Genomic DNA, 13,430 nt, shown 5'->3' on the forward strand with positions numbered 1-13,430 from the left:
AAAAAGCTGAGGCAAAGTACGGTGGAGCCCGTGTTCGGCAGCCTGACACAGTTCTACGGCCTACGGAAAATAGGCGTACTGGGCAAGGCCGGTGCGCACAAGGTCATGCTCATGGCCGCGATCGCCTTCAACCTTAAAAAGTACCTCAAGAAAGGGGGAGGGAAACCCTCTATTCGCATTTTAAAGACCATAATGGAGGCATTCCAAGGCTACCTGACAACCCATTACCGGCAAATCCGACCAAGACCGGTTCTCCTAAGGGCTCTGTAAAACAGCCGCCTTGGATCAATCTCTTTTACGTAGACCACTTCTGCAACGGCCACGAACGTTTTTCGGCACTACTACCGTTTCGTAGCCGATATTTACACGATCTTTTTTCAAAAACTAAACATGAGACGGTCGATTACCGCCATTTGGATAATCTTTAAATTGATTTCTCCTTATATGGATTTATAACATATCATTGGTGACCAATGTCAACAAAAAGAACTAAAGTTTTAGTTTAAACCAAATAATCAATTATATTTGTTTCGTTCGTTAGCCTGATCAATGCTAAAAACACTTCGTTAACGGTAAAATATAAATGATGATAAAAAATCTTCCATTTATTTTATTCCTGTTGGTTATATGCTGTTCAACAAATACCGAATCGGATATCGACCAGAGAAAAATCGATAACCTTAAGGCCTTTGCCAAAGTCTACGGATACGTAAAATATTTCCATCCCAGTGACGAAGCCGCCGCATTGGATTGGAAGGCATTTTCCATTTATGGCGCGGACCGGATAAAGGAATGTAAATCCGACGATGAACTTGTGGAGGCCTTGAATTCGTTATTCCTTCCCATTGCGCCATCCATAAGGTTTACTCGGGATCTGACCGCTTCGAAATACGATCTGGCGATCATTACCCCCAAAAATATAGAGGGCTACAAACCTGCGTTTTGGCAACATTCGGGGGTAAGCAAGGGCATGCAATCCGATTTTTACCCCCAAAATCCTTACCGGAGTGTTCGAGTGAACGGGACAATAGAACATGATTATTCCCAAAAGCCAAGTAAGCTCATGTTCAGTATCGATCCGACTGAATATAGGGGCAAAAAAATCAAATACTCGGCCTGGGCGAAGTTCGGTGACAATATTCCCGAAAAGGGATATCTTAGGCTGGTCGTGGATAGATCCGATGGCACTTCGGACCTGAAATCTGAACCGGTCGTCGATGATCAATGGAAACGGTACGAAATTATAACGACCGTGGATACGCTGGCCACTTCGGTTACCATTGGAGCGACCCTTCAAGGTAAAGATTCCCTGTTTTTCGATAAGGTGAATCTTTCTTATCAGCACGATAATAACTGGATAGAGATACCGGTGGCGAACAGGGATTTCGAATCCGGGGCCTTGACAGGATCGGAAGAACCCTATAAATGGTACTATGACGGCCTCGGCTATTCTTTTTCCATATTATCTTCCGACGGTTACCAAGGGAAAAAATGTGTGCTAATGCGTTACACCGGGTTAGATGAAGTGGAAAGGGGGCAGCCCATTTTTGATTACGCCCCCCAATTTGGGGAATTAATTGAAAAACCCGTTACAGGATCTATTTATTGTCAAATCCCTCTAGTCCTCTATTCCGGAGAAAACGGGACGTTCCCTAGGGTGGATTCTTTACGATTATCCAACTTAATGAACCATTTGAAAATTGGGGCCGAGGAACAGCACAAGGGATCCCCGAACGTTAGTTGGGATACTGAACCCAATATTCGCTATGATCCCGGTGACGAATCAGTTAGATTGGGCAACGTCATCAATACGTACAATGTGTTCCAACATTTTTTCCCATATATGGAAGTTGTCGATGTGGATTGGGACCAAGAATTGGAAAAAGCTCTGACCAGGTCCTTAACGGACAAGACCGGCAAGGATCACCTTATTACAATACAGAAATTTACGGCTCCCCTAGAGGATGGACATATAACCGTTAGCTATAAGGGATATAGAAACTTTTTCTCGCCCGGTATTACCTGGGAGTGGATGGAGGGCAAACTTGTTATAACCAATGTCCAAGATCCAAAAATTCCGTTGAGCAAGGGAGATGTGGTAGAACAGATTGACGGCATGACCTCCAAGGACTATTTTAAGGAGGTAGATTCCCGGGTTTCGGCCGGCACAACGGGATATTTGAATCACAAGGCCGAATCCATGGGTCTATTGGGAGAAAGGGATACCGAAATGATCATAACCGTAAACGATGAAAAGATTCCGCTTGTCAGGGACAGTTATCCTAACTCGACCGCTATATCAAACCCGGATTTTAAAAGGATAAACGATAGTGTCGTTTATCTAAACATCAATAAGATTTCCATGGACTCCATTGACAGTTCATTGCCGGAATTGGAAAAGGCGAAATCCATTATATGCGATTTGAGATTTTATCCCAATGGAAATCAAGGATTTCTGTGCTATTTGCTCAAGGAAAATGACACTACGACATCATGGATGCAGATTCCGAAGAATGTTTATCCCGATCAGGAACATTTGATCGGTTATGAGGACGGCAGTTGGCATTTGCCCGCCAGACAGCCCTATTTAGGGAATAAGCGAATTATATTTCTCGTTCAAGGGTCGGCAATAAGCTATGCCGAGAGTTATATGGGATATGTTCAAGGTTATGATCTGGCTACAATAATCGGGGAACCAACAGCGGGCACCAATGGGAACATCAATCCGTTCGAACTGCCCGGGGGATATCAAATAGTTTGGACCGGTATGAAGGTCACCAAACAAGACGGTTCACAATTGTTCGGAGTCGGCTTTATCCCTGATGTCCTTGTCCACAAGACGATTGAAGGGACAAAAGAGGGAAGGGACGAATTTCTAGAAAAGGCGATAGAACTTGCCAATCAATAGGAATCCCCTGTTTCACTATTAAATAAAAGTTGAGATCGACTTAAGAATATGATTAATTTCAAACCAATTATTTCTATCCTTTTTATTCTTCTGTTCATTTGCTGTAGTGAACCGACCCCTAAAGAATATCTTATTACGAGTTTGGAAATAATGCAGAACAATTCGATTCATAAGAATTCAATAGATTGGAAAGAACTCAGGAATGACAGCTTTAAGCAGTTGGAATCCAAAAAGACTCTAGAAGAAGTCTATCCGATCATAGAACAAGCGTTGGAGAAATTGGGCACTCATCATAGTTTTTTTCACTCTCCCGAAAAACTCGCCGGGATATACGATGAAAAGAAAACATTACCGGAAATTGAATCCAGGATAATTTCTTCTGAAACGGCCTATATAAAAATCCCGGGGTTCTTAGGGAACGAAAGTTTAACAAAAAAATTCGCAATAAAGATACAGTCCACCATTAGAAAGCTTGACGACCCCAACGTGAATAACTGGATTATCGATTTGACGAGCAACTGGGGAGGTAACATGTGGCCAATGTACCTGGGCCTGGCGCCAATTTTGAAGGAAGGCGTTTCGGGATATTTTGTAAGTCCGGAAAATAAATTTTTGGAATGGAACTTTTCTCATGATGCGGTTTATGAAGGGGATGAAAAAATGTTGGAAATCAGTAATTCATATTATTTGAGAAATAAAAACCCAAAGATTGCAGTTTTAATCAGTCGAAATACTGCCAGCTCTGGCGAGGCGATCGCCATAATGTTCAAAGATTTCCCCAATACAAAGCTTATCGGTGAATTTTCATATGGCGTCACGACAGGAAACACAATTTATGATTTATCGGATGGTGCGCGAATAGTACTCACCACAGCTATTTTTGCAGATAGAAAAAAGATAATATACGGAGGTCAAATTACTCCCGATATATTCTCACAGAATCCAGTCGATCAGGCCGTCGCTTTGTTAAATAAAAAAGAAGAGTAATTTGGCCTATATAATTTGGAGAACCTATTTTTGGTTGACTAAATTTTAAGAAAACCATGTTTTTATAATCTTAAGAGCAGTCCCGTAATATGAACCTTTCTCGGTGCTTTCACTTCCTTTTCGGAAAGGACCATTGATCGGCCGTTTTATGGGACACAGATATATATTAAAAATTATTAGCGTAGCGTTATATGTCAAACATTTTCAGTTGGTTATAATCACGTTCTTTGAAACTTTGTAGATTGGTTTTGCTAAATAGCTGATATATAGGCTCTTTATCAAATATGTCGATGCTCAAAACCTGTAGGATTTCGTAGATCGACTGCTCAATCTTGAGTTCCTTTTTCAGGATCATGATGGTCACGTATACGGTGATGGCTATCCATATCTGGGTCTTGACCGCATTTCTGGTCGTTCCCCAGAAGGATTTTATCTTCAGGTGCTATTTTATCCACTTGAAGAAGGTCTCGATGAACCATCGGTGCTTATAGAGCATGGCCACTTCCATGGCCTTGAGCTCGAAATTGTTGGTCAAAAAGACCAATGTCCTGCCCGTTTCACTGTCATGGTACTTTATACGCCTCAGCTTTTCCGGGTAGTCCTTGGACGAATAGAACCCGGCAAGTCTGATGGTCTGGTCACATTTCAGTCCCTTCGCCTTGTCGACCTTTGCGGAATACGCCCGCTCGAATTTCATGTTCTTCTTTGCCCTGATCAAAAAATATGCGCCGCACCTGTGTATCCGGTAAAGTCATTCGAAGTCGAGGTAGCCCCTGTCCTTACATAAAAGGCACTGGCCAGGAAGACGATCATGTCGAGTACGTTGACATCGTGCATCCTGCCGTCCGATATGTATGAAATCGGGGATCGAGTTCTTCGCGTCCATTTTCGTGTGCATCTTTACCGCGGCCTTGGCCTTGCGGAACTTCGACCAGGGATAAAGGCTCAAACAAAGGCCGATGGTCGAGGAGTCGATGATGAAGACGTTATCCTTTATACCGACCTCGAGCTGGCTGTCCCCCTTATAAAGTTCCTTCGCCCTGGATATGAGCGAAAGCGCAAGGTCACGATAGATCCGCCAGTCCTGTTTTTTGTTCGCCCGGTTGAGGGTCGATTTGCTCATTGCCCTGCCGATACCGAGATGGTACAGTTTTTTGGTATTGGCACCGATGCACATTACCGTGTCGGAGAGGCTTTCCCAATGGGTCAGTTGGCCGAAGGCCCATTCAGCGAAAAAGATTCTCGGACCGTATAAAAGGCAAGCACGAGCCTTTCCCACTCCGGGAACAGGGCTAATTTGGGTCTTGCGACAAGGTCGCCGTCCAGGGCTAAAGCGGCGATGAAACGCTGGATGCGGCTGTCGCAGGACTCCGGGGCAGCCTTGAGATCGAAGACGTGGGCCAGTTTCGTGATGCAGACGCTGCGTGCCCTGCAGAGCGCAGGGACAAATTTGGCGATCAGCTTGACCCGCGCGGGGTTCAACTTGCCCCCGAAATGTATGTCGGGTATTGCAGCCAGTCCGTTATTTTTAACACAAGCATTTGTTTTCCCCATTAGAAAAATGAATGGATTATTCTTATAAGTTACTTAAAATTAAAGCTTTATCCTGTTATTTTAGAATATGAATATCTGATTTTCACCTGTTTGCATATTGTCATGTACTAAGAATGTGAATACTGCGTTTTATAAAGAAAAGAATATCATGCCTGCGCCAAAACCCCACATTTATGCAAAATCAGGGGGTTTCTTCTGGTTGGGTTGCTACTTATAAACGCAGGGTGATTCCAAGATACCGAACGTTGGATTCCAATTGGTGTCAGCGACTTTTTACCCCCCCCCCGATGAAGTCCAGTATTAATAAATGAAATCAACCGCGGAAATGTTACAAAATTTCAGAAAATGCTTGTTTTGGTCTTTGGATGTTTTGAGAGGAAGCAAGGTCAAGGCCCATTATAGGGATATTCAAAACATTATAGAAAATTTTTCCTCGGTCGAATCAAGGAACAGAAGGGCCGAAAGTCTGCGCAAACTTTTGAACCACGCTGTAAACACTACACCATTCTATCGACAGTTTGCCGAATTTGGTTCCATTGAAGACTTTCCCGTAATAAACAAGAACAGTATCCGTGATCAATACGATAATTTTGGGTCTTCGGTAATCAAGGACGAAACCAATTATCAGGTCTACACCAGCGGCTCTACCGGAACGCCATTTAGGGTTTTCCACGACAAGAACAAAAGGGACCGGCATTCGGCCGACGTTACCTATTTTAACCGAAAAGCCGGTTTTGAGATAGGCAATAAATTATACTACATCAGGCATTGGGACCGATACAACACATCGAAACCTTGGATGGTCTGGAGAAAAAACGTGCATATGCATCCGGTATCCCGTTTATCCCCGAAAGACATAGAACATCTTCTTGGTGCCATGTCAGAAGATAGGTCTCCAAAGGGAATTCTGTGCTATGCTTCGGCCTTGGATGAAATTAAACGCTTTTTGGAAAGTACGGACAAGGCACCACACATTAAGGGAATCAAGTCCATAATCGCCATGTCCGAGACGCTAAACCAGCATACCCGAAAAAGTATAGAGGAGTTTTGGGGCGTTCCCGTGGTTTCGCGATATTCCAACGTTGAAAATGGGATTTTGGCACAGCAGTCCTTCGGGGGGACCGAATTTTATATCAACTGGGCCAGTTATTTTGTTGAGATACTGGAAATGGATACCGACAAGCCTGCCAAACCTGGAGATCGGGGGCGAATAGTAATTACTGATCTGTACAACTACTGCATGCCCATGATCCGATATGACACCGGTGATATAGGCCAGATGGGTCAATACACCGAAAATGGAATCGAATATCCCGTACTTAACAGGGTAGAAGGGCGAAAAATGGATATGGTCTTCGATACCGAAGGCAAAATGTTGTCGCCCTATGTGGTTTATCATATCCTAAAATATCCACACATTGAACAGTACCAGTTTATACAGGAGCGTGAAAAAATGTATTTGATCAAATTGAACGTATCGCCGGAGTTCCATAGCGGAGAGGCGATCAAGATGGAATTCAAAATACATTTGGGCTCCGACGCGGAAATCCAATTGGAGTTCGTAGACGATATTCCCTTGCTTTCCTCGGGCAAACGAAAATTTGTAATCAATAAATTACATGGGGGCATGGGTCAGGAACTAAGCCGATCGCAGGCGTAAAAATTGGAAAATAGAACGATTATCAATGCGAATTGTTCTATGGAAACAAGGCCCTTGAAAATTTTGCCAAAGGATTTAAAATTCTTCGGCTTGCAGGAAATCATTGTTTTCCCCTGCCGTTCAATGCGCCAATCGGTTCTTTTACAGCTTATTTAAAACTCAGGATCCCCCCATTTCATTGTTCCCTCAAAGAAAAGTCATAAACACTTAAAATATCGTCACGGGAACAGGCGCGGCATCAAATTAGACCGGTCGTGTATTGCGATATGGTACCGGTCCAATTTATAGTAGACAAGAACTTTGAAACCCTTGATATGAACCATGAATCGTTTTTGGGCAGGTTATAGGGACAAAAGAAAAAACCGCATGGTTTTGCCCACCTACTTCACGTTATCCCTTGATCACCTTTCCTCTCAGAACCGTTTCTCCGTTGGCAATAACTTCTATAATATAAAGCCCTATCTGCAAATCGGTCAAATTATCCACTTCTAGATGGGCCTTATTTTTAAAGGATCTCGACGCTACGATCCTTCCCGATAGGTTATAGATCACTACCGTCGAAGCGCGGACGCTCCGATCCATTTGCACTCCGATGACATCCGTAAACGGATTGGGAGAATAGGTTATGGTCATGTCGTTGGCAACAAATTCCTTCGGATTAAAGGCATTGCCATCCAAAATCGCCTTATCGTATCCAAATAGATCCTGCCTAATTGTATTTTTAGCACTTAAGGATAGTGCTTGGGGGAGAACCTGGTTGTCGGTATCAATCGTGCCCACAAAAAGGGCACCGGCGGCCGCTTCAAAACCGGGAACAAGCATGATCCCATTGATTGATTCTATTTTACAGTTGGCACCGGATGGTACCATAAAACCATTGCCCGCTTCTATTGCATATTGATAATAAAAATTTTCCACCGGGCTATGGGCATTACTTACGGTGTACCCATACATTTCGGCCAATCGGTTCTCGGCATAGAAAACGCCCAGGGCATTGCTGGACACTAGATCATCCGGGTCTGTCGAGGGGAGGGTTGTACCGTCAAAAACATACGTGCCGTCATATCGCAACATGGAAGTGATAGTAAAGGATGATTCGCCCTGATGTACACTTTCCCATTCTGCCCAGAGTTTATCGATATAGGTATGGTGAAGATAGAATACCGGATCCCTTGGTGAAAGTGGGGTGCTCATGGCACCACCGATCCAGGCATGGGCGCCCCTGTGTGTGGCCCCCCTTTCCATGTCATTGGAATATATGAGGAAATCACTGGAATTCTGTACTGCCGTAACAGTTGTAGCATTGGGCAGCGGACCATTTCCCCCTAGGTTCCTGTTCAACGCCCACACGTTATCGAACTGGCCCATAAAATCGGGTGCCCATAAAGGCGATGTCGTGGACTGGTCCGTCGAAGAGTCCCACCACGGCATACTTATACGGGGGTCTATGGTCTGCATGGCCCGTTCAATCTCTAACATCTGCATTCTGTGCCACGCAAAGAAAATTTGGCGTTGGGGCTCATCGGGCAGGTTAAAATGAATGTCCGGTCGGGGCGAATTGCCAAAATTAAAATTGTCACTGTGAAAAGTGGCAAGGTCACTGATCAGGTCCGGTCCGGTCCGTAGTTGGTAGAACGCATTGACGAGCGCACTTTTTTCCGCAACCGTCATTTCCTGATAATTCTTGCGTATGCTTTGGGCGCTGGTCCCAAATGCAAGACAGGTCAATACGTATAGCACATAATATTTCATAGGAGTAGAAGTATGGTTAGCCTAGCGACTTTATAGTAATTATTCCTTATCCTCTTTTCTTTGTTCCAGGGTTTTCTTAGCCGGTCCGATCCTTTCGCCCTTCTTTTCAAGTTGCCTTATTTTTTTGTCCTGTTGCATAAGATATAGGGTCAGCTCCTCGATTTTCTGTAACAGCAGGGCATTCATTTCCCCTAGATCGATACCGTTCGCCTTGACTTCATCTGCGCTGGGAAGACCTGATAAATGGCCTTTTTCCCTTATATGCCTCTCCACTTCATATAGGGAAGGCAGGGCATACTCTTTTTCGAACACAAAATCGGGCCAATTCGTCTGTAATGCTATTTTGACGCTCTCGGCCACAACATCTCCGGCGACGGCCAATGCATAACCTTGCGTATCGGTAGTCCCTATACCCATCGTTTGGGCGGCGAATACATTTCTGGCTTGCCAATCGACCGAGTCCAAATTTGCATTTTGGGAAGTGTAATCTACTATTCCGCCAGATTCTTGGGTGATGACGTTGACCGTATTACCGGCGGCGGATACGTTGCCCGCGGCGTCGACCGCACTTACTGTGAATGCGTATGAGGTGCTCTGGGTAAGACCGGTGACCGTATAGGCAGTGCCCACCGGAGTCCCTATTTGCGTCCCGTTCCGAAACACTCGGTAGCCGGTGACACCGATATTGTCGGTGGAGGCAGACCAGGAGAGCTGCGTTCCCGTGGCGGTCGTGCCAGTGGCCGCCAGCGTCGTGACCGCGCTCGGCGGCACGGAGTCCGTGCCCTGTGGGGTGGTGACGTTGACCGTATTACCGGCGGCGGATACGTTGCCCGCGGCGTCGACCGCACTTACTGTGAATGCGTATGAGGTGCTCTGGGTAAGACCGGTGACCGTATAGGCAGTGCCCACCGGAGTCCCTATTTGCGTCCCGTTCCGAAACACTCGGTAGCCGGTGACACCGATATTGTCGGTGGAGGCCGACCAGGAGAGCTGCGTTCCGGTGGTGGTCGTGCCAGTGGCCGCCAGGGTCGTGACCGCGCTCGGCGGCTCGGAGTCCACTGCCATTATGGATACGTTATCGATGTAGATGGTATTGCCTGCCGTAGAACTTGTGGCTGCGTTGCTCGTATAAATTCTTATCAGAGGAGAAGTCGAGGTAGCCGTAACATTGAACACATACTCCGCCCAATCGGTTCCATTGATCAAAGTGGTCGAAAACCCGGTCATTCCGGACCACACGGCAAAAGCTGGAGCTGCGGGATTGGAAACCTGTGGCCCTTCTTTTGCCCAAATGCGAATGGTATATTGCACCCCGATCTGCGCATTGTAGGTATACGTCAAAGTACGACCGTTCGAAGCGGTTGAAACTGCTTTTATAGAAGAACTTCCAAGTTGTGACTCTGAGGCATCCGAAGAAATTACGGCTCCGCCCGACCAACCTGTTACTGTATTGGCCTCATTTTCAATAGAAGCTGCATTGGCATGGGTATGTGCATTTTGTGCCCACATCCTCGCACTTGCCATGCATAACATCAAAAGTAATAATGGTACTGATTTCATAATCTTCCTTTTACAAAATGGTTAGAATGTATTGCCTTGCAACAAGGTTTTATAGGTATCTTAAGGGTGAAAAGAGGGTAACTATTAATCGATGATTAAAATTGATGGAGTAGCCGATTGCAGTTCCCCTAACGGTATGGTTCTTGGAGTCTGGCGGGACAATCTGTTATGGTATTGGCCATAAGTGGCAAGACGGAAGTTTTGTTCCTGTTGCCGCTGAGGTACTTATCACCGGCCTTCCTTTTTCTTACGATAAGGGCCGGAGATCCATAGGCGACCACATATCCCCCGACATCTTTTATGACCAGGGAACCGGCACCAATTACTGTCTGCTCCTTGATTCTTACATTTTCTATAATAATGACCCCCATGCATACCACGGAATATTTTCCCAAGTGAAAGTTTCCCCCTGCACGGACGCCCGATGCCATACTGGAAAAGTCATCCATAACCCCATCGTGCCCAAGGGATGCATTGGTGTTTAGAATACAGAAACCCCTAACTTCCGAATTGGCATTTACAATGGCACCGGGCATGATTATGGTACCCATTCCGATTTGCACATCCTTGCCGATTATGGCACTCGGATGAATAGAGGTGATAAAATTAAAGTTCGGAACTATCTCAGAAATCCTATCCACAACGCTTTTTCTGGTCCAATTGTCACCAATGGCAACAATACCGCCGTATATATTGAACATTTCCATCAAATACAGAAGATCGTTCTCGGTTCCCAATATTTCGTATCCGTTTTGTTTTGTTCCTTTTTCCTTGAAGGAATCCACGAATCCTAACACGTTGTATTTACCTTCCTTTTCGATACAGTCCAGAACCACGCTCCCGTGGCCTGAAGCCCCAATTATCACAATGTTTTTCATTCAATGAGTTTTAATGCCCTTTGGCGATTATTATATATGATTTTGCAGTCTTCGAACAGTAAAACGACTGAACTTTTTAAATGTCAAATTTTTAGGTACAACATCTTCCTTCAAATTAGGCCGCAGTGGGACTGTAATGGGAGAATTCTCACCCGAATGCGCTATAGGTAAATTGGGGCTTTCGGAAAATGCCAGGTTGGCGGCCGCAACTTCGGTGACATTCAAAAATCCCAGGTCGCCTTAAATTCTTGGACTATGCTCGCTACAACATTCGGTCCTTGGTACATTTGAATGAAAAAATGTTACTGAGATCTTCAACTGCGACCTCGAAACCATTAACGTCATCGTTGTAATTCGGCACCCCAGTCTTTATTACTGAAAGTACCTTGGTATCGGCAGCGGTATAGGGGCCCTTTCCAGTATCGGCATTGATACGCTCAACGGTATATTCAAAATGGGTACGGTCTTGCTGGGAAACGTACACTGTGGGGTTGGGACCAAAACTAATGAAGTTGGATTTTCGATATTGACACCATTTAGTCCTTTCGAACTAGAAATTTGTGCGTACGAAAAGGCTGTGAAAATCAAGGTTAGAATCAAACAGGGGAGCGGACTCCGTCGGGAATAGAATTGCATCATAGGTTATGTGAGATTTGGTTCAATACACCTACTGACCTGGGGTCGATAGATAGTACAAAATTAACTTGACTTCTGCTAAACTCATAGAATACAAGATCTTATTCGATTAGTTTGTGATTTTAATCGCTGAAGAGTATACCGAGGAGCAGGCTATCGGAGAAACTTGCCGATGATGGACGTGGAGTTTTGTTAGAATGGGTGAGAGATTACTCTACGCTTCTTTGTTTACGGAAGTAAAATTTTTTCTAGCTATTTCTGCGGATACCAAAAAATAAGTAAGGCCCTACATATTTTAGGAATAGCTTATGGTTAACGACCACATACCAATATTTATGAATATCAACCGACGAAACTTTGGATAGGCTTCAAAAGCCTGTAGTACGGAACGCCCTATGCTGTCTTAAATAAAATATCGGACAAATCTTTTGGAGCATATTGGCACAATTGGTTCAGCATGTACGGAGGGGGTAAATACTACGTGAAAATAAGGCACATTTAGCAGTTCCGACTCGCGCGCCCGTACCGATGCTTTGTGCTTGTGTTCTTGACCTTGTGGACATTGCCGATTACGGCAGCTATTGAAGCTTAGGGAGATCCGTTTACCACGAATAAGCAGATCCCACAGGGGAACATAGCGGTCTTTACGACCTTTGCCCCGGCGGATATGGAGCTGTTTACTATCCATGTCCACATCTTTGATATGCAGGTTGCGAAGGCCACAACCATAAAGCAGCGCCAATAGTAAGCGGTGCTTATGTAGCCTGGATGTTTTTAATTCGCCTTGAAAATCCACCTGCTTTGCAGGTGGTAATGTCCTAACGGCTTTGCCTATATTGCGTACTCCTTGACCCTGTTGCGTTCTGTTTTGAGTAAGAAGGCAAACTTGATGGTTTGAAAGCACTTGCTATAGTCACCCCCTTAGGGGGCTAGCCAAAGCCACATTAGAAGGTGTGATTTTTACTAGTAGTCTTATTTCTTCTCCGCTTAGCACTATGGGAAGTTTCTTCGGGCGTTCTATAGGTAAGCATCCGAGCAAGTACACCCTAATTCGGTCTGATAAGATTGGGCAAAAAAAAACTGAAAGTAATAAAGAACTGAGCTCGAAGACACGTACAATCCAGCTCAATCTACCTCATATTGTCAATTTTTAAATTGTCCCATAAACGAACGTGGCCGTTGCAGAAGTGGTCTACGTAAAAGAGATTGATCCAAGGCGGCTGTTTTACAGAGCCCTTAGGAGAACCGGTCTTGGTCGGATTTGCCGGTAATGGGTTGTCAGGTAGCCTTGGAATGCCTCCATTATGGTCTTTAAAATGCGAATAGAGGGTTTCCCTCCCCCTTTCTTGAGGTACTTTTTAAGGTTGAAGGCGATCGCGGCCATGAGCATGACCTTGTGCGCACCGGCCTTGCCCAGTACGCCTATTTTCCGTAGGCCGTAGAACTGTGTCAGGCTGCCGAACACGGGCTCCACCGTACTTTGCCTCAGCTTTTT

General features: G+C 45.0%; 12 protein-coding genes and 2 pseudogenes. 4 read left to right on the plus strand and 10 right to left on the minus strand.

Annotated elements, in window-relative coordinates:
- The 3 genes from BLT07_RS21505 to BLT07_RS20120 all read left to right on the plus strand — a co-directional run.
- A partial coding sequence (locus BLT07_RS21505; RefSeq protein ID WP_245726625.1) for a transposase occupies positions 1-270 on the plus strand: 270 nt, incomplete at its 5' end.
- Positions 271-583: 313 nt separating this feature from the next.
- The gene (locus BLT07_RS20115; protein ID WP_091874324.1) at positions 584-2,908 is read left to right on the plus strand and encodes a S41 family peptidase; all 2,325 of its coding nucleotides are present in this window, start codon (positions 584-586) and stop codon (positions 2,906-2,908) included.
- A gap of 48 nt (positions 2,909-2,956) precedes the next feature.
- Positions 2,957-3,895 carry a S41 family peptidase gene (locus tag BLT07_RS20120; protein WP_091874327.1) on the plus strand — a complete coding sequence of 313 codons (939 nt, stop codon included), beginning with the start codon at positions 2,957-2,959 and terminating at the stop codon, positions 3,893-3,895.
- Between the two features lie 442 nt (positions 3,896-4,337).
- On the opposite strand, the gene BLT07_RS20125 is transcribed toward BLT07_RS20120, so the two are convergent.
- The 3 genes from BLT07_RS20125 to BLT07_RS21155 are packed head-to-tail and all read right to left on the minus strand — an operon-like array spanning position 4,338 to position 5,449.
- On the minus strand, positions 4,338-4,637 hold the full coding sequence (locus BLT07_RS20125; RefSeq protein WP_262503289.1) for a transposase: 300 nt from the start codon (positions 4,635-4,637) through the stop codon (positions 4,338-4,340).
- Positions 4,638-4,646: 9 nt separating this feature from the next.
- Complete coding sequence (locus tag BLT07_RS20130; protein WP_175455395.1) at positions 4,647-5,174, minus strand: DUF4372 domain-containing protein; 528 nt, start codon at positions 5,172-5,174, stop codon at positions 4,647-4,649.
- Positions 5,102-5,449 carry a hypothetical protein gene (locus tag BLT07_RS21155; RefSeq protein ID WP_175455396.1) on the minus strand — a complete coding sequence of 116 codons (348 nt, stop codon included), beginning with the start codon at positions 5,447-5,449 and terminating at the stop codon, positions 5,102-5,104. The genes BLT07_RS20130 and BLT07_RS21155 overlap by 73 nt, the downstream gene beginning before the upstream one ends.
- A gap of 325 nt (positions 5,450-5,774) precedes the next feature.
- Between BLT07_RS21155 and BLT07_RS20140 the strand changes: the two genes are divergently transcribed.
- Positions 5,775-7,109, plus strand: a complete 1,335-nt coding sequence (locus tag BLT07_RS20140; RefSeq protein ID WP_091874336.1) for a phenylacetate--CoA ligase family protein — start codon at positions 5,775-5,777, stop codon at positions 7,107-7,109.
- Between the two features lie 390 nt (positions 7,110-7,499).
- Here BLT07_RS20140 and BLT07_RS20145 read toward each other — a convergent pair whose 3' ends face one another.
- The 7 genes and pseudogenes from BLT07_RS20145 to BLT07_RS21510 form a co-directional block, all read right to left on the minus strand.
- Positions 7,500-8,861, minus strand: a complete 1,362-nt coding sequence (locus tag BLT07_RS20145; protein WP_091874339.1) for a tyrosinase family protein — start codon at positions 8,859-8,861, stop codon at positions 7,500-7,502.
- Between the two features lie 39 nt (positions 8,862-8,900).
- The gene (locus BLT07_RS20150; protein ID WP_091874341.1) at positions 8,901-10,421 is read right to left on the minus strand and encodes a fibronectin type III domain-containing protein; all 1,521 of its coding nucleotides are present in this window, start codon (positions 10,419-10,421) and stop codon (positions 8,901-8,903) included.
- A gap of 128 nt (positions 10,422-10,549) precedes the next feature.
- Positions 10,550-11,299 (minus strand): acetyltransferase, encoded by a 750-nt coding sequence (locus tag BLT07_RS20155; protein WP_091874344.1) that lies wholly within the window; start codon positions 11,297-11,299, stop codon positions 10,550-10,552.
- Between the two features lie 262 nt (positions 11,300-11,561).
- The gene (locus BLT07_RS20160; protein ID WP_091874346.1) at positions 11,562-11,783 is read right to left on the minus strand and encodes a hypothetical protein; all 222 of its coding nucleotides are present in this window, start codon (positions 11,781-11,783) and stop codon (positions 11,562-11,564) included.
- A gap of 548 nt (positions 11,784-12,331) precedes the next feature.
- A pseudogene (locus BLT07_RS21815) lies at positions 12,332-12,533 on the minus strand (transposase zinc-binding domain-containing protein); the annotation flags it as partial.
- A 36-nt stretch (positions 12,534-12,569) separates the two neighbouring features.
- Positions 12,570-12,839: pseudogene (locus BLT07_RS21820) on the minus strand (hypothetical protein); the annotation flags it as partial.
- Positions 12,840-13,160: 321 nt separating this feature from the next.
- Positions 13,161-13,430 (minus strand): transposase (locus tag BLT07_RS21510; protein WP_245726625.1); only part of this gene is annotated, 270 nt, incomplete at its 5' end.

The sequence above is a fragment of the Pricia antarctica genome (assembly GCF_900101815.1).
GTDB classification, from domain to species: domain Bacteria; phylum Bacteroidota; class Bacteroidia; order Flavobacteriales; family Flavobacteriaceae; genus Pricia; species Pricia antarctica.

Excerpts from the sequence above, each read along its gene's own strand:
- BLT07_RS20150 (WP_091874341.1), bottom strand. The coding sequence starts at position 10,421 with ATGAAATCAGTACCATTATTACTTTTGATGTTATGCATGGCAAGTGCG.
- BLT07_RS21155 (WP_175455396.1), bottom strand. The coding sequence starts at position 5,449 with ATGGGGAAAACAAATGCTTGTGTTAAAAATAACGGACTGGCTGCAATA.
- BLT07_RS20140 (WP_091874336.1), top strand. The coding sequence starts at position 5,775 with ATGTTACAAAATTTCAGAAAATGCTTGTTTTGGTCTTTGGATGTTTTG.
- BLT07_RS20115 (WP_091874324.1), top strand. The coding sequence starts at position 584 with ATGATGATAAAAAATCTTCCATTTATTTTATTCCTGTTGGTTATATGC.
- BLT07_RS20145 (WP_091874339.1), bottom strand. The coding sequence starts at position 8,861 with ATGAAATATTATGTGCTATACGTATTGACCTGTCTTGCATTTGGGACC.
- BLT07_RS20120 (WP_091874327.1), top strand. The coding sequence starts at position 2,957 with ATGATTAATTTCAAACCAATTATTTCTATCCTTTTTATTCTTCTGTTC.
- BLT07_RS20155 (WP_091874344.1), bottom strand. The coding sequence starts at position 11,299 with ATGAAAAACATTGTGATAATTGGGGCTTCAGGCCACGGGAGCGTGGTT.